The following is a 21,615-nucleotide window of genomic DNA, read 5'->3' on the forward strand; positions in this document are numbered from 1 at the left end:
AATGTCAGCTATACTAATAATCGGCTCATGTGTTGAAACTTGCCTTTGACAATTGTACTTATTCAGTTAAATAATTATTTTACCTTTTCCACATTGTTAGTTCAGCCGCTTTATATTGATATTGTAGTATCGTAAGTGCTAACCCATTATGTTGAGCTGCAATATTTGTTATATGGCTTTTTAATTGTTGAACTTCATCAGGGTACATCTCATTTAACCTTGTTTCATTTTTTAGGCGATGCTTTAAGCAATTGAAGATATATTAATTTTTCTTCAGTAAAAATAACTCTGACTCAAGATCATTTATCTTTTTTAAGTGCTGGTGATTTGAAAGCGCTAGGGCATTGTGGGTAGAAGCCATTTGTGCCATTTGCTCTTTTAAGCTGGCTATTTCCGCTCGATATTTTTCTTTTAACCGTTTCTCGTTGGCAAGCTTTTCACGTAACTTAGTAACATCTGAGTTTTGCTGTGCTTGCTTTTTTGTTATAGCTTTTGATTTTAGTAGTTTAATTTTTTCAATGACGTCTGAGTAATAGTAAGCTGAGCCATTACCAAGGTTAGCTTCTTCCTCAACTGCAATGGCACTTAAACCTCGTTTGGCATCAATACGTACTGTATCGCCAGAAAGTATCCTGTCAATTGCGCTTAGAAGCTCTAACCTTGTATTCTCTGACTTACTCAAAGCTGTCTGATCTCAATTTCGGGTTTGTATGGAGTGTAGCTTATCTCAAAGTAGTCCATAACCTTTTCAGCTGCACGTAATTGCGTAATAAAATGGCTTAGCTGCGATTGAGATAGTTTAGTATGCTGCTCCATTTCAGTTATAGTCTCAACAATCCACTGATGTCGTTTTTGCCAAGCTTGTGCTTTTGTTTCGTCTATAACAACGTTTTCACAGTTAAAGCAGTTGGTTGGTGATACTACCTTTTCCATTCTGCATTCATAACCAGCCATGCAGTAGGAGTGAAGTGTACCAGCAATAGATATTCTACCAGCAGATACTTGAGCATATAATGCATCCCAAGATGAGTATTTTACAGCGGTATTTTCTCTATCTTTAACAACATCTATACCTTTCTTACCAAATAGCTTGTCATCTGAGTTATACCACTGATGCAGCAGTTGTGTAGTGACTTCTCTATCTACTTCTTGAAGTAAATTATTGAGTTCTGAGTCCACTTTTACATGTTTTATTTTGGCTGCTACGCCTCCTTCTGAGTACCATTGAGACATTGGTAAATATATATGCTTATACTGTTGTTTAATGGCAACGTCAGAAAGTAAATTATAGCGTTTACCAAATACTGCAAAGGTTCGTCTGAGTTGGTGAGTTGTCAATGCCCATGGTTTGCCAACAATAATTTTCTGTTTGTAGGCGTGTATGTTTAGGTTGGGGTTTAGAAGCTTAAATTCTTCATAGTCTTGCTCGTTTACAATAGCGCCAGCTTCCTTTACAAGTCTTTGATAGTGCTTGACAAAAGGAGGTCCTGTAAATATGTTTGGTGTTCGACTTTTTAGTTTCTGTACTAACCAAATACTGGAGGCACGCTCGTTATCCAGCCTATCATCAGAGAGCATTAGCTGAATACGCATATTCTGAGTTAAAGCTGATGCGAGTTCTATCGCTTTTCCTGCTATTGGAGATGTTAGCCACTCAGCTTTTTCTGGAACTGCAGGAGTCATTTTACTATGCATTGATTGCAAAGAATAAAATGTCTGTTCTTTAAGTTTTAATGTTTTAAAGCTATCAGAATGTAGTCCATAAAGCTCGCTTCTTCTCATACCAGAAAACGCACCGCAAACTAAAAAACAACACATTAAAATGTGAGAATACAGCCAATCAAATTCAGTGATCTTGAGGGGAATTAATCCCTTAATTTCAATGTTTGAAGCGTAACTTTGAAGTATGTCAGTTGGCTTTTGTGGTTTAGCTTTGGTTATTTCAGCTTTGTAGTGAGGTGAATTTGATGTGAGCCAGTTCCACTGGCCTGTTTTTATTTTTCTGTCGACAACAGCCTTGCCTATTTCATAGTTATCTTGTTGCTCGGTCTGGATAGCTAATAATGTATCTCGAATAGGATAGTAAGTATCTATATACTCGATAGCCTTTGAGTATATGAGTTGCATCAAGCGTGATGGTATAGCGTAAAACTGCTCACTTTCTAGTTTGGTTGGGCAACCTAATTGACGGCCTAATTCTGTAATTGATGTCGTCAAAGGTAATGATAGTTTTATGGGGGTTTGTTTTCTTACAGCCTGAATCCAATTTAATGCAACAATGAGTTTAGAAATATATGGTCCACTCATTTTAAGTGACTTTAAATATTCGCAAAACCTAGAAAACTGTATGGGATGGTTCAGAACACAAATCGAATCTGCTTTGATAGATTCTATGTATTTATATACTTGGGTTAAATTGAGATTTCTCTCTAAAAATGTTGTAGTTTTAATCGTTGCTCCTTGCCTTAGGGTACCAACCGCAAATAAACCAAGGAATGCGAGTAATTTTTGTTCTTGCAACAAGGAAATGGTTGTTAAATGAGTAAAAGAAGCCCGCTTTTTCGAAACAATTTTGACATCTATATAATGTGTTACATCCCAGGTTTGGTCGCCGAAATGGCTTAAAACGTTCCCATCCTGATCTATCATTACAGGGGTTTTGTTGAGGTTATCCCAATCTTTACTTTTATAATACTGTATTGCACGCTCTACAAGAACAGTGTTCTCTTTTATAATTTCCTCTGGAGTAGCTAGTAGTGGCCTCATAATCACCTCTTATAAAACCAAATTAAGCGTATCGGGCCAAAAAGGGTGACGACCATTGGTATGTAGCTTCCGCTCAGCTTGCCTGCGTACTTTTAAGTCGATACTAAAAAGCACTTGCTTTATTTTGCTTAGTACTCGATCAAAATTGTTTTTAAAGTGTGACATGTTGAGGTGATCTTCTTTGGCATCCTCTAATGCTTCGTAAAAGCTCAATAAACACCAGATATCATCAACTTCTTCAACCAGCACTTGGTTTGGGCAAGAAAAGCAATTCAATAAATCAGCACAAGCGAGATGACTCATGTCCACACTATCGATTGAGGCCTTTCTTCGAAAACGATCTCCATGGTTATCAAAGGGGTCTTTGCAACCTGTACCTAAAGGTGTTTTTTGACCATTCCCTGATTTAGCATAGCGGTTTACGAATTCATCATAGGGTAGTATTTCTAGATTCATTTGCTCAAGAGTTTGTTCTCGTGCTCTACTAATATCACCACATTTAATTGCATTTTCTAAGGTGTTAGCTGTGGCTTGAAGTTGGGCGTTATTTTCTGACTCGTTACCTCTGCTATAGTGTTTTCGCACTACATCAGGTGTGTTATTGAGCAACATGGATGTTTCGAGTGAGTTTCCTGTGAGCGCTAAGTAATTAGATGCACCTGTAGCTCTAAAGCGTTTAGCTTCAGGCCTAAGTTGTTGACCATTGTCATCAGTCAAATCGAATATGTTAATTAGCCAATTCATATTGGAACGAATATGCGTTGGGCACAAGGGCTTATTTATCCCGTTAAGACATTGATGAAGTAGTCTATTGGCATCTGGAAACAGCACGTGCGTAAGGGTGATAAGGTCATTAATAAAATTTAGCGCATGCTTTGGAATGTCTGTGCTAAGATTATCGCCGAGCTCGATGGTAACAAATTTATTAGCTCTCTTCTTTAACGCTGTTTGCACAAACCACTTACCTTGCTGTCCCTTTTTTTGTGAAGATTTGGGGATATCCATATCTCTTATCGTACTAGCGTTTGCCCATGTGTAATAGGCAAGTAAGAAATATGCAGCACAGTAACACTTGGTAATAGCACCACTTACAGGCACTTCGATTTTATTAAAAGAAAAGTTCGCGTATTGGTCGCTTCTCCTTGCTTGAATGTATTCTTTAGGTGAGGTTTGAATTTGCTTGGAAAGCTGAAAATATAGTTCTTTTAGTATTTTAATTAACTTTTTCAATTCAGATTCTGAGTATGCTTGAGTTGGATTTATTTGGCTGCGAAATAGTTTGAATTTAGAAAACCACTCATCAACAGGGTGATCTAGCATCTTCATTATTGTTCTTATACTACTTAATTCACCTTTTGCTGTGTTTGAACTTTTGCTGCCAATTCTAACGCTGTGAACTAGAGCTGTTTCAAATGCATTGATACCCTCTTTTGAATCTGGATTTACTGGAATACTGTCACAAATATTCACATACCGTGTAAATGTTCTAAAAAGGGTATTCATTGTTGTGTCAGTATATTCTGTATTAGCTTTGAATGCTTGATACCACTTAATAATTTGGTTGTCTCGGTTAAGCAAAGTACCCCGATGCATTTCAAAAAGTTTAGGCACGCCTTTGTATCTAAATCTTTGAAAGTCTGGGTATACAAATTGATCACCATAAATATTTAACTTAAGTTTAAGGTCAATATTTAAATTTGATTTGTTAATCACGAGAGATCCTCATTAATGACTGACTCCATAACTTGATCTAAAAAGCAAACTGCACGTATCGATGCCTTGCTTCGGTTTATAAAGTTCAGGTATCGCCAAGTTGTTTTCTCATCTTTATGTCCCATCCACCCCATGATTAATGACATAGCATCGAATGGTGACAACCCAACTTTTTCGTCTAAAAGGGACGCAAGGCGAAATGTACCGTAAGTTGCACGTAAATCGTGAGTTCTATGCTGAAAGTGGGTATTTAGCTCATTGCGTATGTAATTACGAGTTAAGCTAAAGTGACGCTGTATTGCATTGGTAGTATATGGTTTACCTCGATTGGTAATTAATAATTCCGTAATCGGTTTATCGGTTTTAGACTCTCTTTTCTGGCGACGCTCACTAATCAAGTAGCGATGCATCTTGTTCATTAACAGTGTTGGAATTTCGATAGTTCTGACTGAGCCAAATTTGGTGAGTACACCGTTATGAGGTCCTATACTAACTTGAATATGGTATTTATTCGGGTCACATCTATTCACTAGATTAGCAGGAAAGGTGCAGGCTTCTTCTATACGAAGGCCGCACATGAGTTGTAATAGTTGATGTATTTGGAACTCAATTGACTGTTCTTTGAGTGCTCGCGAATATAATTTTACCTCATCTTCTGTAAGGGGATTCAAGCTTTGCTCTGGTGTACGCCTTGGGACCCTGATCCTTAAGTCTGAGCTTCTAACAACATAATTACGATTGATATGCGCAAGCATCCCAGTCGTTTTGATGCTAACAAACTCTACTTCAAATGGTTTATTTTCCTTAGAGAAGTTAATTAACCTCTCGTAATATGCCCACTCGTAGAATTTAATTATATGGTTCATATATACAGCTGCTGTTGAACTATTTAGCTCACCGGCTTTCACTGAGGCCAAAAGATCTTGGTTTCGGAAAATATATGTGGGCTTATTTGATTTGATAGTTGGAAAGTCTTTCCAAGAGAGTTCATGGCTTTTTAAAAAGCGCCAATATCGACTTATGGCACGAACGTTTGAATTGATGTTTTTTGCGCGCTTAACGTTAATGAGGTGATTCATCCAAAGGTTTATTGGCATGACGTATTCACCATCTTCATAAAAAGTTGGAAAGCCTTTTAGCTGAATGCTTGATTTTGTTTTGCAAAAGGGAGTTTGGATCTCAGTTTTAAAATCATCTGATTGAACTATTGTGAGCATGAAAAAGCCGACCAAAAATTGTACGTTACTTGGTCAGCTTAGTTCGTTTTCCAGAGTTAGCAAATGTAAAGTTTCACTTTTCCAGAGAAAAATTTACATAGTAACAAACTCTTCTGAGCCAGTTGGGTGCAGTGCAACAACGGCATCAAAATCTGCTTTGGTTGCGCCCATTTTCATAGCTACTGCAAAGCCTTGGATCATTTCATCAACAGCAAAACCTAAGCCGTGTAAGCCTACAACTTTCTCGTCAGGGCCTGCGCACACTAGCATCATGTTACATGCTTGGCGGTGCTGAGTAACCGCAGTGTACATAGCAGCAAAGCTTGATTTATACACTTTTACGTTCTCGTTGCCGTACTGCGAAATTGCTTCTTGCTCAGTTAAACCAATGGTACCAATTGGCGGGTGGCTAAATACCACGGTAGGAACTAAGCTGTAATCCATTTTTAAATCATCTGGCAGGTCTTTATTGAACAAACGCTCTGATAAAGTACGGCCTGCTTTTACTGCAACAGGGGTAAGCTCTATACCGCCTTCGATGATATCACCCACAGCATAAACATTTTTAGCCGTGGTATTTTGGTACTCGTCTACCTTAACGTAACCGCCTTCGTTTACTTCAACACCCGCTGCGACTAAATTAATCTTATCAGTCGTCGGTGTACGGCCAATGGCCCAAATGACTTGATCAACATTTTGACTGTAGCCATTTTCAAAGTGGATAGTTAAGCTGCCATCGCTTTCTTTAACTACTTCTTTTGGTAAGCATTCGGTATGCAGCGTCGGGCCTTCTTTGGCCATAATATCAACAAGGGTGTCGATGATGTATGGGTCAAAGGTGCGCAGTGGTTTATTTTTACGAACAAATAAATGGGTTTCTGTACCTAGGCTATGTAGTACACCGGCAATCTCTACCGCGATATAACCGGCACCAACAACGGCAACGCGTTTTGGTTGTTCATTCAGCTCAAAAAAGCCATTTGAATCGATGCCGTGTTCAGCACCTGGGATATTTGGAATGCTAGGGCGACCGCCTACGGCCACTAAAATATGATCGGCGGTGTAGTGCTCGCCGTCTACTTCGACTGTTTTACTGTCAACAAATTTAGCAAAGCCTTTAATAACTGTTACGCCGTTTTTAGCAAGGCCATTATCGTAACCTTTATGAATGCGGCCAATATAGGCTTCACGGCTTTCTACTAGTTTACTCCAGTTGAATTCTTTTACTTCAACATTAAAGCCGTAATCAGGGGCGTATAAGTTAATTGCTTCAGCAACTTGAGCGCCATGCCACATTACTTTTTTTGGTACACAACCTACATTTACACAGGTTCCACCCATATGTTTTGCTTCAATTAGTGCCACTTTCGCGCCACGCATTGCTGCACGGTTAGCTGACGCTATCCCGCCGCTGCCGCCGCCAATCGCAATGTAATCAAAATGCTGAGCCATCTTTAGTCCTCAAGTTTATATAAAACGTATTTCTCTGATAATAACACATGGCAGACCCGTTAAAAGCCCCTTGTATTTCGAGACGTACGCCCCAACTTAAAAATCATATTCGAAACGATTTGAGAGCTAATATGAGCGATTTACAAAATAACCCACTAATAGGCCTTGAAGGCTTACCACCGTTTTCAAAAATTAAGCCAGAGCATGTTGTGCCGGCGCTAAAAGCGGGTATTAGCGAATGCCGCGCTAAAATAGACGAAGTGCTGGCTAATAAATCATTCACTTGGCAGGACTTAGTGTTACCTCTTGAAGAAGTTGACGATAAATTATCGCGAATGTTTTCTCCGGTATCGCATATGAACTCCGTAGTTAATAGCGATGAATTACGTGAAGCGTACGAACAATGTTTACCACTTATCTCAGAGTATTCAACCTTTGTTGGTCAACACCAAGGGTTGTATGAAGCCTACAACGCACTGCACAACAGCGATGAGTTTAAAACGTTAAGTACGGCTGAACAAAAAACTATTACTAATGCATTGCGTAGCTTTGAATTATCGGGCATCGCCTTGGCGCCTGAGCAGCAAAAGCGCTACGGCGAGATCAGCGCACGTTTATCAGAACTTGCGGCTAAATTTGGCAATAACGTGATGGATGCCACATTGGCTTGGCAAAAGCACATTACTGATGAAAGCGAACTCGCAGGTTTACCTGAGTCGGCGTTAGCGTTAGCGGCAGATACAGCAGCAAGCAAAGAATTAGATGGCTGGGTATTTACGTTAGATTTCCCGTCGTATTTACCTATTATGACCTATGCAGATAACCGTGAACTACGTGAAGAAACGTATACGGCATTTGTAACCCGTGCGTCTGATCAAGGACCTAACGCGGGCGAATTTGATAACTCAGCAATAATGAGCGAAGAACTCGCACTACGTCATGAAATTGCGCAACTATTAGGTTTTGCCAGTTATGCTGAAAAATCATTAGCCACTAAAATGGCTGAAACGCCAGAGCAAGTATTCTCATTTTTAGAAGACTTAGCCGCTAAATCTAAACCACAAGCTGAGCAAGAGCTCGCTGAGCTACAAGCTTACGCTAAAGAAAAACATGGCATTGAGCAACTCGCTGCGTGGGATTATGGTTATTACGGTGAAAAGCTTAAGCAAGAGAAATACGCAATATCAGACGAAGTACTGCGCCCGTATTTCCCCGCAGATAAAGTACTAAGCGGCTTGTTTGAAACAGTAAATCGTTTATTTGGTATTAGTGTTAAAGAGTTAAAAGACATTGATAGTTACCATAAAGATGTACGCTTTTTTGAAATTTACGACAGTAGCAATACCCTGCGTGGCCGTTTTTATCTTGATTTATACGCGCGTGATCACAAACGCGGTGGCGCGTGGATGGATGACTGCATGGGTCGCAAAGTACGCGCCAATGGCGAGTTACAAACGCCTGTAGCGTATTTAGTGTGTAACTTTAATAAAGCGGTAGGCGATAAGCCTGCACTGTTTACTCATAATGAAGTCACCACTTTATTCCATGAGTTTGGCCATGGTATTCACCATATGCTAACTCAAGTTGATGCCGCGCCAGTTGCGGGTATTAATGGTGTTGCATGGGATGCCGTTGAGCTGCCAAGTCAGTTTTTAGAAAACTGGTGTTATGAAGAAGAAGCACTTAACTTTATTTCAGGTCACTATGAAACGGGCGAGTCATTGCCTAAAGAGTTATTGGATAAACTACTAGCAGCTAAAAACTATAACTCAGGCATGCAAATGCTGCGTCAAATCGAGTTCTCGTTATTTGATTTTAGAATTCACAACGATTATCAAGCGGGTGAAGAATGCCAAATTCAAGCGCGTTTAGATGAAGTACGTAGCCATACATCAGTTGTTAAAGCACCAGAGTTTAACCGTTTTCAACATGGTTTTAGCCATATCTTTGCTGGTGGTTATAGCGCGGGTTATTATTCGTATAAATGGGCCGAAGTGCTTTCAGCTGATGCGTTTTCCAAATTTGAAGAAGAAGGTATTTTTAACCCAGAAACTGGGCAAGCCTTTATGCAGCATATTTTAGAAAAAGGCGGCAGTGAAGAGCCAATGGAGTTGTTTAAAAACTTCCGTGGTCGTGAGCCAAGTGTCGATGCACTATTGCGCCACAGTGGTATTGCAGCTTAAGCACTACGTATATTTAATCTTTAAAAAGCGCCGTTTGGCGCTTTTTTACTATTTAGAGTAATAAATTGTCGCAAAATCAGGGCTCCGTACTATGCTTTTTTAAGTAATTAATAAAAAGGAATTGGGCATGACAAAACTGGTACTGGCGATTGATGATGATAAATATGTTCATCGTGTAATAGAGGAATCATTAGCGGGGTTTTGTCAGTTAATTCATGCTAAAAATGGCGAAGAAGGTTTAAGGCAAGCTTATAAATATAGCCCTGACATTATTTTATTGGATGTTGAAATGCCCGGGAAAACGGGCTACGAAGTGTGTCGTGAGCTGAAAAATAATGAGCAAACCAAAGATACCCCAGTAATGTTTTTGTCGGGTAAAAGCGAATTATCAGAACGTGTTAAAGGTTATAATGCCGGTGCTGCCGATTACATTGTAAAGCCCTTTAATACCGAGGAATTAATGGCGCGTATTCGGGTGTTGTATCAATATCGTCAGCATTCTATTAAGTTAAAAAATGATGTAGAGCGCGCGCAGATCACCGCTGAAATAGCCATGACTGACTCCGGCGATATGGGTCGCATAATGCGTTATGTAGGGCAAACCTATCACGCCCATGATGTGCAATCATTATCGGCCCATTTTTTTGAATTCTTCCGACCGTTAAATCTCGATGTAGTTGTGGCTTTTTGGTATCAAGATTTAGGGGTTGTGTGCACTGATGACGGTGGTGTTTGTCCGTTAGAGCAAGAGTTATTAGAAAAGCACCGTTATTCTAATCGCTTTGTTGATTTTAGTAGTCATACTATTGTTAATTACCCGAAAGTGTCTATTTTAATTAAAAATATGCCTTTAGATGATGTTGTGTTGTATGGCCGCTATAAAGATTTATTCCCGCATATTTTGGAAGTAACCAATGCCAAAATCCAAGATATGGAAGTAAACGAAAAAGCACTGGCCCAAGCGCATGCGGTTGGTAATGCTTTTAATGAGCTTTCTTCGCAATTATTTGTCAGTAGCGAGGCGCGCGAAGAAGCCGTAGCTAAATTGACAACTCAGTTATCTGAATTACGTGCACTTATGCAGCATGAACCCGCTTTTGCTGCGAACCAAGCATTGGCATTGCAGGTTGAGCAATTAGAGCAAACACAATTACAGTTAACAGTCTTGAATGATGACTTGGCTTTTATTAAGCATCAGCTCAATCACATTATTGAATCGCGTAGCGAATTGATCGATAGCCTGAGTAAAATTGCTACGCCGGAGCACACTCAAGACGTTACTTCGCAAACGGATATTGAGCTATTTTAGTGCTATGGCGCTTAGCAGTTGATATACTTCGCGAGCTATTCACGGTCGGAGTTTATTTTGGTTATACAGTGTCCTTTTAAAGAAGTACGTCCTTATCTTAATGAAATTGAGCTGCGTTTTGGGCTCGCTGAGTGGGCGGCACAAAGCGAAGGCTTTTCACTTCATTATGATGATCAAGGCTTAAGCTTACGAAAAACCGATGAACCAAAACTTGGCGCTATTAGTGTTGATTTTGTTACCGGTGCAGTGGCTCACCGTCGTAAATTTGGTGGCGGTAAAGGGCAGTCTATCGCCAAAGCGGTTGGTTTAAATAAAGGAGCGACCCCCGTTGTTCTAGATGCGACCGCAGGGCTTGGCCGTGATGGTTTTGTGTTAGCATCGCTGGGTTGTAAAGTGATTTTACATGAGCGCCATCCGGTTGTTGCAGCATTACTTTATGATGGTTTGCAACGTGCTTATAGCGATAATGAAATTGGTCCGTGGATGAAGCAAAACATGAGCCTAGTGTTTGGCTCCAGTCATACCTTACTCGCGCAATGCGAAAGTATGCCAGATGTGGTTTATTTGGATCCAATGTTTCCACACCGTGAAAAGTCAGCACTGGTTAAAAAAGAAATGCGGGTGTTTCAAGACTTGGTTGGCGCAGATAATGATGCTGATGACTTACTCGCATTTGCCTACCCACTTGCCAGCAAGCGAGTGGTAGTTAAACGCCCCGACTACGCACCGTTTTTAAACAACCAAACGCCAAGCATGCAAATAAAAACCAAAAAGAATCGCTTTGATGTGTATGTCAAAGCCGCCATGGTGTGAAGCTTTATTCGTATTTTTTATTTTTGTTCCTATAAAGTTATAAGTGTTTCATATCGGCTTTCATTAAATTGTCATAAATAGTTAATAGTGTACGCGCAGTTACCCAAAGGAATTTAATTTCATGCGCGTGTCATCATTCACTCGGTTGCTGGCTATTTTGCTGGCATTGGCTAGCCTGCTGTTAGGCGGAACCTTGTACTGGGCAAGTCAAACCTTAGTTAAACTCGAACAACAAGACCAATCTTATAATCAATTAAAAAATAAAATACTTGTTGATTTAAAAGGCTTACTAGAAGATTACTTAGCACAGGGCGATAGTCAGTATTTAGGGAAAGCGTCGGATTTAATTAGCCAAGTAAAAGACACCCAACTTGCCATTTTACCAATTGATTTAAAACAACAGTTAGATCTGCAATTAAGCCAACTCGATACTGATATAAAAGGTAAGTATCGTGCTTTAGGTAAACTTTCAGGTAATGAAACAGCATTGCTTGATAATGCACTTAGGCAAATGGCGGGCTCAGCATCTTCCTTGATTGGTTATGCTAACAAAGCAGGGCAACAAAATACTAACGCGCAGGCTTATTATCAGCTTGCCAGTGATTACTACCGCGAAGTGACAAATTTGTCGTTGTTTACTTATCAGCTAATGCTTAGTTTTGATCAAGACACACAAACCAACTTACAACAAAGTATTGCTAACTTAAACCGTTTAGCAAAGCAGATTGACGAGCTTGAAAACTTGGGCGTTATGGGTGAAGTTGATGAAGATAGTTTGTTTATAGATGAAGAAGCCGAAGATTTAGCCGGTGAAATTAAGGCAGAGCTAAGAAGCTGGCCGAACCGCTACCCACGTGATTTAGAGAACACCATTGCACAAGCTCAGCAGCGTCAAACAGGCATACAGGCTCTGCGCAAACAGATCAGTACACTTTCTGACACGGTGATAAATGCTGAGCAGCAACTTAAAATTCAGCAAGGTACGTTAAAGCAGCGAGTATTCGTAGTGTTTTGCATTGCCATTGGCATGTTGGTTGTATTGGCTGTTGGTGTTTACTTTGTACAGCGAAATCAAGTATTAACCCCGCTTCGTCAACTACGTGATGGCTTTGCATTTTTAATCGAAAGTAACGAATTAAAAAATATTGAAAGTAGTAACTCAAAAACAGAAGTTGGTGAAATAGCTAGTTACTTTAACCAGTTAATTGAGCGTCAACGGTTAGAGGCTGAAGAGCGTGCACAAATGCTCAAGGTGATTAACGATTTTATGCAAGAAATGAGCGAGCATCTACATACGATAAGTCAGCAAACAGATGCCAGTCATCATCAAGTTGAACAAAATCAAGAATTATTGGCTGATATTCAACATATTGGTGAGCAAGTAAACGATATAAACGGCAAAGTAGCAGATAACGCCAAGCATACGTTTTCAGCAATGGAGCAAAGTTTAGGGTTTGCCCAAAACATGCTCAGTGCTAGCTCAAATACACAACAGCGGGTGGAGCATGGTTTACATAGCTTGCAAGAGTTGCTCAGTGGTGTACAAGATGTAGGGAAAGTTATTGAAGTGATCCGCAATATTGCAGATCAAACTAATTTGCTGGCACTCAATGCTGCGATCGAATCAGCGCGCGCAGGTGAACATGGCCGTGGTTTTGCTGTGGTTGCAGATGAAGTGCGCAAGTTAGCTCGGCAAACACAAGGTTCGCTGAGTGATATTAATAACCAGCTCAATCTATTGAGTGAAAACTCAACTATGGTGTCAACGCAAATATCAGCATTAGCTGATGATGCTCAATTGCAAACCGATAATGCCCAAGAGCTGAAACGAAACTCCGAAGGGGTAGCTCATAATGCACAGGATGCTAACAAAGTCGCTTTTGATGCAATGGAGTTGGCAAAGCAGCAAAACTCATTGTTAGAAAACTTCAGCCAGTCAATGCAAAGTATGAAAGGGCAGGTGAGTGAATCCAGTTTATTAGTGGCTGATATTCATCAGCGTTTACAGCAGCAAATGCATACTATTCGCAGTAGTTTAGGATTGTAACTTTGCTTGCAAAGGCACAATTACTCGCAACTCGATGTTAGGGTGGCTTGCGCTTTTGTGCTATTTTGGTGTTGTTCAAAACCCATCACTTTAAAAGGAAATATCATGATTTCTCAAGGTCAAACATTACCAGCCGTTAGTCTTACACAGCTTACTGACGACGGTATGCAAACACTTACCAATGAAACACTTTTTGCAGGTAAAAAAGTGGTGTTATTTGCAGTGCCAGGCGCGTTTACACCTACGTGTTCAAATGCACATTTACCTGAGTTTATTACTCTAGCAGATAAAATAAAAGCCAAAGGCGTTGACGCTATTTACTGTGTATCAGTAAACGATGCGTTTGTAATGAAAGCATGGGGTGAGCAACATAATGCTCAAGCAATCGAGATGCTTGCCGATGGCGATGCTAGCTTTACCAAAGCACTTGGTTTAGATAAAGACACTGCTGCATTTGGTGGTGTACGCTCAACGCGTTATGCAATGATTGTTGAAGATCAGCAAGTCACAGGTTTATTTGTTGAACAAGATAAAGAGTTTGCAGTAAGTCGCGCAGAAGCGGTACTTGAAAAGCTTTAAAAAAGAGCTAAAAAAGCCGAACTTTCATTCGGCCAAAGTTACCAAGGGAACTGGCAAATAGCACTTATAGGCATAGAGTTTAATACAAACCCTATGCCTTATTGCTAATTAAGGCTGGTATTGTGCGTCAAGCGTTAAACCGGCAAAGGTTTTATAAGCATTCACACTCATGTGCCAAGTTCCTGCTTGAGGATTGCTAAACGTACATGTCTCTGCGTTACCGTTTTTATATGGGCGGCAATCATAGCTAGAGCCTGTTGGTTGGCTGCCAAACTTAACAAATAAATCTGCATCACCTGAGCCACCAGACGTTGTTACGGTAAAGCTTGCCATTCCTGCTGGAACATCAAGGGTATAATGTTTCCATTGCCCTGCATTAGCTGAAATATCAGATACAGTTCCACCACCTGCTTGTGGATTACCTGTGTTACCAGAGGTTGTTAAATTACCAACTAAACTCACGCCTGAGTAAGCCGAGTAACCACGTACCATCACATGATATGTACCAGCAGTTGGGCTGTCTATAGAGCACTCTTCGCTGTTACCCCCTTTATACGGACGACAATCATAAGTTGATGTAGTGGGTTTACTACCTGAGCGTACATATAAATCTGCATCACCCGTTCCGCCACTCATAGTGAAAGTCACATTACTTGCGCCACTTGGTACAGTCATTGTATAAAAAGTATCACTACTCGCAGCGCCACTTAGGCCCGTTTGAGCTTGGCCATCAAGTAACTCATTGCCGCCAACGGGTGGTGTAGTACCACCGCTTGCAGCAGCAACTGCGGCTGCAGCGTCAACAATACCAGTACCACAGTTATTGCATGTGGCAGGGAATGAGCGAGTGCTTGATTTTAATATGCTTTCAATTTCATCAGGCGTTGCAGTTGGCTTTGCTTGTTTAATAAGAGCAGCAACACCAGCAACATGAGGTGCAGCCATCGATGTACCTTGTGAGTAATGATAGCTGTCACTTGAAGGACTTGATGAACCTGAGTTATGTGTAGATAAAATACCTTCAGAATCATTAGCAAAGCTTTGCGCACCACCAGGTGCTGCAACATCGATAGATGTACCATAGTTTGAGTAGTAAGCTCGACCACCATTACGACCAACCGATGCAACATTTACTACGCCATTACAGTTACCAGGGTTATAGTTGTTAGCATTGTCGTTATCATTACCTGCGGCAATGACAATTACAGTGCCGTTATTACGTGCTTGGTTAATCGCGTTTTGTGTTGTTGAGCTACAAGAGCCGCTGCCACCCAAACTCATGTTGATGACATCAGCAGGATTAGCATTAGCTGGTACGCCAGAAACTGATCCGCCTGAAGCCCAAATAATGCCGTCGGCAATATCAGATGTTAAACCACCACATTTACCAAGTACGCGTACCGGAACAACTTTAGCATCATAAGCAACACCAGCAACACCTTCGCCATTATTCGTAACGGCTGCAACAGTACCTGCAACATGGGTTCCGTGCCAGCTTGAACCTTGTGCACTGTTATTATTACCACACTCACCGGCAGATACTGCATCACCTGGATCGCGTGCATCACTATCGCGTGCGCCGCCGTCATTTGCGACAAATGTATCCGAAATCATATCGTAGCCAGGTAAAATATTGGCATTAAGATCAATGTGTGGACGATAACCAGTATCTAATACTGCCACTGTTACACCGCTACCTGTTGCGGTATCCCATGCAGTTGGAAGGTTTAACCCGCCAGCTTGCTCATAGTAATGCCATTGGTCGTCATAACGAGGATCGTTAGGCGTTGCAAATGGTTTTAACATCTGGTCGATTTCAATGTATTCAACATTGCCTGAAGCCATTACTTCTTGCATATATTGTTGGGCTTCGTCAGCGTTTAGTTTTTTATTTGCACGCATAACATGATGGTTGTCCAACGCCATTGCACGGATATATTGCGCCTTAACTTTTCCTTTTTTACTAGTAAAGTTTTTAACAAAGCCTTGGGCCTTTTTATTCATCATTTGTGGGCTAGTTTCAGCTGCCGACATTGTGCTCATCTCATCAGCGTTATTTTTATATTTGATGATAAAACGTGTACCGAGAGCTTGGCTTTGTAGTTTTGTTGTTATGTCAGCAATAGATGGTGTTATTGCTTCGCTAGGATTTGCCATGCTTGATGTCGCTGCAAATATTGCACTTATAGTAAGCGCTACAGCGCATTTTTTAAATGTTTTTCTTGTTGTCATAATTATCCCTAGATTGTTATTAAGCTTCACGATGAATTGTCGTGAAGGGGAACAAAAGTAAATGATCTGTTAAAATAGTTAAAATAACGTTTTATTATTAATGTCTCTATTTTAGTTATATCGGGATGTTTATATGGCTAAATACGATTTTATGACTTTTATTATGTCGTTGTAGTGGTTATAAAGTATTAATTAATTTGTAGACTGGTGAGGTGAACATTTATTTTTTCACACTTTGTTGTTAATAATAAAATAGTGAAATACCGCTCAGTTTGTACTTTTAAATTTGCTACAATTGCAAAAATTTCCTCATGAGATGAACAAATGACCCAAGTAGATGTAATAGTGATCGGTGCCGGAGCCGCAGGTTTAATGTGTGCAGCACAAGCAGGATACCGTGGCCGCAGTGTTACAGTGCTTGATATGGGCAAAAAGCCTGGTCGTAAAATTCTCATCAGCGGCGGCGGACGTTGTAACTTCACCAATGAAAACGCCAGCCCTGAGAATTATTTATGTGGTAATCCACACTTTGTAAAATCGTGTTTGAGCCGTTATACCCAGCATGATTTTATTGAGCTGGTGGACAGACACGGTTTGGCGTATCACCATAAAACCCTTGGGCAGTTATTTTGCGACAATAGCGCACAAGATATCGTTGATATTTTGCTAACTGAGTGCGAGTGGGCGGGTGTTAATGTTGCGCTGCGTAACGAAGTGCTTAGCGTTGAAAAAACCGCTACTGGCTATCTCGTGATCACAGAACAACAGTCATACAGCTGTGAGTCACTCGTTGTTGCCGCTGGTGGCTTAACCATGCCAAAACTAGGCGCAACACCAATAGGGTATAAAATTGCTGAGCAATTTGGCTTAAAAGTATTACCGACCATGGCAGCACTTGTACCATTTACCTTGCACCAACATGATAAGGACCGCTTTGAAGGGTTATCGGGTATTAGCGTGCCATGTATCGTCAGCAGTGAAGACGGCACAAGTTTTAAAGAAAACATCCTATTTACTCACCGTGGTTTATCAGGCCCCGCTATATTACAAATCAGCTCATTTTGGCGAGCAGGGCAAGCAGTGACTATAAACCTGTTACCAGAGCTTGATTTAACAGAGCAATTAGCAACATGGCGAGAAACCCAAGCACAAAAATCATTAAAAAATAGCCTAGCGACTATTTTGCCAAAACGCTTTATTGAAATACTGCATGAGAGTAAAGCTATTCCAGATTGCAATGTAAATCAGCTCACCCATAGCCAAATTGACGAGCTAGCTAATTACATTCATAACTGGCAAATTAAACCCAACGGCACCGAAGGTTACCGCACAGCGGAAGTAACTCTAGGCGGTATAGACACCGACGAACTTAGCTCAAAAACCTTTGAAGCGAAAAAAGCCCAAGGGCTGTACTTTATTGGTGAAGTAACCGACGTAACCGGTTGGCTAGGCGGCTATAATTTTCAATACGCGTGGAGCTGCGGCTTCGCAGCAGGGCAGTATTGTTAGCTTGTGCAGAGACAATAAAGTTTGCCCGTAGTGAGATATGCTACAACATGCTCATTTTCTCTAGCTGATTTAAGGTTATTGATAATGAGCAGTTGCATAATTCTTATTACATCCATTTTCAAACAAGAGTTTGAATATTTGGTCAATGCTAAGAAAAATAATAACATAGTGTTAATATTAGGAACTTTGTAGCGCCTATGTGGTCATATTAAATTAGTGTTATAGGGAACACTTATTGTTTAGGGAACAAATATTGTGACAACGTGGCGCTGGCCTTTTATTATTTCATTACTGCTCCACGGGATAATTTTTTCAATATTAATGAGTGTTAAAACCCCAAAATTTGTAGCGATAGATACTCCCCCAATTAAAGCATACATGGTTAGTATGGTGTTGCCTAAGTCATTGCCTACAATAGAAAAGAAGAGCAACCAGCACGACGAAGCCACGCTGTTGAAAAAGCTTGAAAAACCAATTATTCCTGCTGCAAACACGATTGTAAAAATTAAAAAAACAATAAAGCCTGTAACGCCCAAAGCACAAACAGACTCTAACAGCTATAAAAAAATAGACCTTAAATTAGGTTTAAAGAGCATACTAAAGCAACAGCAAAATACATTCCCATCAACACCTCCAACGTCACAAGCTTTAGCACAACCACTGCGTATTACTGTGCCAAAGGAGCACCAGCAAACCAGCATAGACCCATTAAAAGTTGAAAAGCAAAGCATGCAATTAACTATCTATCGCCTCGGAGATAACTGCTTTAAAAAGGTATCGATAGGAGCTGGTGTAATGCCAAAAAGTGACCTACCAGATAGTTATTTAGTAGGCACCACTTGTGCTAAAACAAAAGTAACCGACGCCTACGATCAAGCTATGAACAAATGGTTAGATAAAAAGTGACTACTGTGTGGAAGTTATTAGAAATAAAAAAGAGCTGGCACAAATTTTGTTAAGACAGCTATTTTGACAAACATGGAGTTAACCAATTCAGCTCAAAGAAGAACTTATACCCTTACCTCAACATAGTACCTGAGTTAATCGCAAAATTTCCTACTAACTAGTTAATGGTTACTTTTATCCTTGTTTTCTTGTTGAATCACTTCGTTTTACAGAACATGTATGTAAGTTAAAATATCTACTGCGGGCAAATACTCGTGTAACAACATATATATAAAATATAGGAGTACATAAAACACGCCATAATTTTAGTTTGCTTTATGTTCAAAAACTGATTAACATGCGCTCGTTCAATTGTTCAGCACTTACCCTAAGTGTTGGATTCATCAACTAACTGTGAAGGAGAAAATACTATGACAATGACATCAACATCCTTTGCAGGTCTTATCCGATAAGAAACTTGTTACTTAAACACGCTTTTATATATTAAGTACATTTAGGTAAACATTGCGTTTAAACGCGTTCCTTTCGTTTGATTTCAAAATAGATCCAGACCTGCCAATTCGTATTTCGTTTTAATCCTATTTTTCTAACAAAGAAAAAGGAATTGGTATTATGGGCAAATCCGTCCAAAAAATAACTGATAAAGTTAGCCTTATTGCGTCTGCTGATACGTGGATTGAGGGGCTGGCGATACAGCAATTGATCAAAACATCAGAGCTAAATGGTATGCAACGCGTTGCGGGTATGCCTGATTTACACCCAGGTAGAGGGTATCCTATCGGGGCTGCATTTTTCACTACCAACAAAATTTACCCTGCATTAGTGGGTAACGATATTGGCTGTGGTATGGCGCTGTGGCAAACCACAGCAAAAGTAGCAAAAGTAAATCTAGATAAACTAGCCAAAAAATTTACAGATATTGAGCTGCCACTCGACGAAAGCTGGTCCTCAATCATAGAAAGTAGCAAAGCGGCAAAAAATATTACTACCAAGGGTTATGATAGTGCCTTGGGTACCATTGGTGGAGGTAATCATTTTGCCGAGTTTCAAGCGATTGATGAGATATACAATCAAAGTGCTTTAGATGAGTTAGGGCTAAGTAAAAAGCATCTTCAATTATTGGTTCATTCAGGCTCGCGAGGTTTAGGGCAATCGATATTGGTTGAACATATAGCGGGCCATAATCATGATGGATTATGTGAAAGTGAAGCTGACTTTAAAGATTACATGAGCAAGCATGATGAAGCGGTGCGCTTTGCAGAGCTTAATCGTGAGTTGATCGCTAAGCGGTTTTTAGAGGCTATACGAGCCAATGGTGAGTGTACCTTAGATATTAACCATAATTTAGTATCGGCTAAAAATATTAACGGTTGCGATGGCTGGTTACACAGAAAAGGTGCTACACCGAGTGATAAAGGCTATGTAGTGATCCCAGGCTCTCGTGGCGATTACAGTTATCTTGTAAAACCTGTATTTACAGAGTTAAGTGGTAATGATCTAACAGTGCAGGAAAGTATCAATACCAGTTTATTTTCACTTGCACACGGCGCGGGGCGAAAATGGCAGCGCGGTGAATGCCATGGCCGATTAGGTCATAAATATAAGCGCGAAGATTTATATCGTACAGCGTTAGGTAGCAGAGTTGTTTGTGGTAACAAGGAGTTGTTATACGACGAAGCACCCCAAGCGTACAAAAAGTGTGAAACGGTTATAAGTGATATGGTTGATGCAGGGTTAATAGAGGTGGTCGCTAAGTTACGACCAGTTTTAACCTTCAAAACAAATGGAGGTTGTTGATCATGATATTACTGCAATTATCAGCAGGGCAAGGACCTATTGAGTGCTGTAAAGCTGTAAGTTTAGCGTTAAAAATGATTAAAAAACAATGCCTCGCACAAGGCATAGAACTCGAGATTGTTGAGGCTATTAGCGCAACCGAACGAGAATGTTTAAAGTCGGTTTTATTGCAACTTGATTCAACAGCCAATAGCGCGGCTAAGCAATTAGCTCAGTCATGGCAAGGTACTATGTTGTGGGTATGTCAAAGTCAGTATCGGCCTAAGCATAAACGTAAAAACTGGTTTTTTAGCGGGCAACTGTTCGATATTGATGAAAGTAAGCTTGATAAAGGCGTAACTTTTCAAACATGTCGCGCGTCTGGCGCTGGCGGTCAACATGTTAATACTACTGATTCAGCGATAAGAGCAACCCACACAGCAACGGGGATTTCGGTACGTGTTGAGAGTGAGCGCAGTCAACATGCCAATAAGCGTTTAGCAAGTGTGTTGTTGTTTCAAAAACTAGAGCAAGTAGCGTTGGATAAAATGACTCAGCAAGAAACAGCACGTTGGCAGCAGCACTGGGAAGTTGAACGTGGTAACCCAGTAAAAACTTTTACTGGTGAAAAGTTTACTTTAAAACATGACCGCTCAGTTAATAAAGGAGTGCATAGTTAATGAAGGAACATAAAGTGACAAATGTACTTTTCATTTGTAGTCGGAATCAGTGGCGAAGCCCAACGGGTGAGCAAGTATGGAAAAATCACCCAGAGCTTGCTGTTAGCTCTGCAGGCACAAGCCCTAATGCAAAGAGAACGGCGAATGCCAAAATGATGCAATGGGCTGATGTCATATTTGTTATGGAGCACAAACACAAAAATAGACTTAAAGCGCAATTTGGACATTTATTAACGTATAAAGATATTCAAGTATTAGATATTGCTGATGAATATCAATATATGGATAAAGAGTTAGTAAGCATTATAAAACAAAGCGTTGGCAGCTATTTAGCGCTAATGTAAATTGAAGTAAGAGGGTAGAACAATGTAATTCCATCTCAACACCGCATATTTAATTTTGCCATTTCAGTATTGGAGAGATTGTTATGCGG

General features: G+C 40.3%; 16 protein-coding genes. 10 read left to right on the forward strand and 6 right to left on the reverse strand.

Going from position 1 to position 21,615, the window contains the following annotated elements; genetic code table 11:
* Positions 1–262 precede the first annotated feature (262 nt).
* The 5 genes from H5186_RS06080 to gorA all read right to left on the reverse strand — a co-directional run bounded on the left by H5186_RS06080 (position 263) and on the right by gorA (position 7,148).
* Entirely contained in the window at positions 263–682 is a 420-nt protein-coding gene (locus tag H5186_RS06080) for a hypothetical protein (protein ID WP_064668647.1), read from the reverse strand.
* Positions 679–2,766 (reverse strand): integrase, encoded by a 2,088-nt coding sequence (locus tag H5186_RS06085; RefSeq protein ID WP_182758719.1) that lies wholly within the window; start codon positions 2,764–2,766, stop codon positions 679–681. The genes H5186_RS06080 and H5186_RS06085 overlap by 4 nt, the downstream gene beginning before the upstream one ends.
* A gap of 9 nt (positions 2,767–2,775) precedes the next feature.
* Positions 2,776–4,479, reverse strand: coding sequence for a hypothetical protein (locus H5186_RS06090; protein ID WP_182758718.1), 1,704 nt, complete (start codon positions 4,477–4,479; stop codon positions 2,776–2,778).
* The gene (locus H5186_RS06095) at positions 4,476–5,696 is read right to left on the reverse strand and encodes a site-specific integrase (protein WP_008467214.1); all 1,221 of its coding nucleotides are present in this window, start codon (positions 5,694–5,696) and stop codon (positions 4,476–4,478) included. Before H5186_RS06095 ends, H5186_RS06090 begins: the two co-directional genes overlap by 4 nt.
* 93 nt (positions 5,697–5,789) lie before the next feature.
* Positions 5,790–7,148 (reverse strand): glutathione-disulfide reductase, encoded by a 1,359-nt coding sequence (gene gorA, locus H5186_RS06100; protein ID WP_182794241.1) that lies wholly within the window; start codon positions 7,146–7,148, stop codon positions 5,790–5,792.
* Positions 7,149–7,279: 131 nt separating this feature from the next.
* On the opposite strand from gorA, the gene prlC reads away from it, so the two are divergent.
* The 5 genes from prlC to H5186_RS06125 all read left to right on the forward strand — a co-directional run bounded on the left by prlC (position 7,280) and on the right by H5186_RS06125 (position 14,079).
* Positions 7,280–9,331: an oligopeptidase A gene (gene prlC / locus H5186_RS06105; RefSeq protein ID WP_182719252.1), complete on the forward strand. Its 2,052-nt coding sequence runs from the start codon at positions 7,280–7,282 to the stop codon at positions 9,329–9,331.
* Between the two features lie 127 nt (positions 9,332–9,458).
* On the forward strand, positions 9,459–10,640 hold the full coding sequence (locus tag H5186_RS06110) for a response regulator transcription factor (protein ID WP_182794242.1): 1,182 nt from the start codon (positions 9,459–9,461) through the stop codon (positions 10,638–10,640).
* Positions 10,641–10,697: 57 nt separating this feature from the next.
* Positions 10,698–11,453 carry a class I SAM-dependent methyltransferase gene (locus H5186_RS06115; protein WP_145238699.1) on the forward strand — a complete coding sequence of 252 codons (756 nt, stop codon included), beginning with the start codon at positions 10,698–10,700 and terminating at the stop codon, positions 11,451–11,453.
* 121 nt (positions 11,454–11,574) lie between these two features.
* Complete coding sequence (locus H5186_RS06120; RefSeq protein WP_182794243.1) at positions 11,575–13,500, forward strand: methyl-accepting chemotaxis protein; 1,926 nt, start codon at positions 11,575–11,577, stop codon at positions 13,498–13,500.
* A 105-nt stretch (positions 13,501–13,605) separates the two neighbouring features.
* Positions 13,606–14,079 carry a peroxiredoxin gene (locus tag H5186_RS06125; protein ID WP_145238704.1) on the forward strand — a complete coding sequence of 158 codons (474 nt, stop codon included), beginning with the start codon at positions 13,606–13,608 and terminating at the stop codon, positions 14,077–14,079.
* A gap of 108 nt (positions 14,080–14,187) precedes the next feature.
* Here H5186_RS06125 and H5186_RS06130 read toward each other — a convergent pair whose 3' ends face one another.
* Positions 14,188–16,311 carry a S8 family peptidase gene (locus H5186_RS06130; RefSeq protein ID WP_182794244.1) on the reverse strand — a complete coding sequence of 708 codons (2,124 nt, stop codon included), beginning with the start codon at positions 16,309–16,311 and terminating at the stop codon, positions 14,188–14,190.
* 324 nt (positions 16,312–16,635) lie between these two features.
* On the opposite strand from H5186_RS06130, the gene H5186_RS06135 reads away from it, so the two are divergent.
* The 5 genes from H5186_RS06135 (at position 16,636) to H5186_RS06155 (ending at position 21,526) form a co-directional block, all read left to right on the forward strand.
* Positions 16,636–17,820, forward strand: coding sequence for an NAD(P)/FAD-dependent oxidoreductase (locus tag H5186_RS06135; RefSeq protein WP_145238710.1), 1,185 nt, complete (start codon positions 16,636–16,638; stop codon positions 17,818–17,820).
* Between the two features lie 255 nt (positions 17,821–18,075).
* On the forward strand, positions 18,076–18,726 hold the full coding sequence (locus H5186_RS06140) for a hypothetical protein (RefSeq protein WP_182794245.1): 651 nt from the start codon (positions 18,076–18,078) through the stop codon (positions 18,724–18,726).
* A 612-nt stretch (positions 18,727–19,338) separates the two neighbouring features.
* The gene (locus H5186_RS06145) at positions 19,339–20,523 is read left to right on the forward strand and encodes an RNA ligase RtcB family protein (protein WP_182794246.1); all 1,185 of its coding nucleotides are present in this window, start codon (positions 19,339–19,341) and stop codon (positions 20,521–20,523) included.
* A 2-nt stretch (positions 20,524–20,525) separates the two neighbouring features.
* Positions 20,526–21,182, forward strand: coding sequence for a peptide chain release factor H (gene prfH, locus H5186_RS06150; protein WP_182785180.1), 657 nt, complete (start codon positions 20,526–20,528; stop codon positions 21,180–21,182).
* A 14-nt stretch (positions 21,183–21,196) separates the two neighbouring features.
* Positions 21,197–21,526 carry a phosphotyrosine protein phosphatase gene (locus H5186_RS06155; protein WP_310736953.1) on the forward strand — a complete coding sequence of 110 codons (330 nt, stop codon included), beginning with the start codon at positions 21,197–21,199 and terminating at the stop codon, positions 21,524–21,526.
* Positions 21,527–21,615: the final 89 nt, after the last annotated feature.

The organism is Pseudoalteromonas sp. SG41-2 (assembly GCF_014164535.1).
Lineage (GTDB): Bacteria > Pseudomonadota > Gammaproteobacteria > Enterobacterales > Alteromonadaceae > Pseudoalteromonas > Pseudoalteromonas rhizosphaerae.

What these genes read in the sequence shown, in the direction of transcription:
- H5186_RS06085 (WP_182758719.1), bottom strand. Translation starts at nt 2,766, where the DNA reads ATGAGGCCACTACTAGCTACTCCAGAGGAAATTATAAAAGAGAACACT.
- H5186_RS06095 (WP_008467214.1), bottom strand. Translation starts at nt 5,696, where the DNA reads ATGCTCACAATAGTTCAATCAGATGATTTTAAAACTGAGATCCAAACT.
- gorA (WP_182794241.1), bottom strand. Translation starts at nt 7,148, where the DNA reads ATGGCTCAGCATTTTGATTACATTGCGATTGGCGGCGGCAGCGGCGGG.
- prlC (WP_182719252.1), top strand. Translation starts at nt 7,280, where the DNA reads ATGAGCGATTTACAAAATAACCCACTAATAGGCCTTGAAGGCTTACCA.
- H5186_RS06110 (WP_182794242.1), top strand. Translation starts at nt 9,459, where the DNA reads ATGACAAAACTGGTACTGGCGATTGATGATGATAAATATGTTCATCGT.
- H5186_RS06120 (WP_182794243.1), top strand. Translation starts at nt 11,575, where the DNA reads ATGCGCGTGTCATCATTCACTCGGTTGCTGGCTATTTTGCTGGCATTG.
- H5186_RS06125 (WP_145238704.1), top strand. Translation starts at nt 13,606, where the DNA reads ATGATTTCTCAAGGTCAAACATTACCAGCCGTTAGTCTTACACAGCTT.
- H5186_RS06130 (WP_182794244.1), bottom strand. Translation starts at nt 16,311, where the DNA reads ATGACAACAAGAAAAACATTTAAAAAATGCGCTGTAGCGCTTACTATA.
- H5186_RS06135 (WP_145238710.1), top strand. Translation starts at nt 16,636, where the DNA reads ATGACCCAAGTAGATGTAATAGTGATCGGTGCCGGAGCCGCAGGTTTA.
- H5186_RS06145 (WP_182794246.1), top strand. Translation starts at nt 19,339, where the DNA reads ATGGGCAAATCCGTCCAAAAAATAACTGATAAAGTTAGCCTTATTGCG.
- prfH (WP_182785180.1), top strand. Translation starts at nt 20,526, where the DNA reads ATGATATTACTGCAATTATCAGCAGGGCAAGGACCTATTGAGTGCTGT.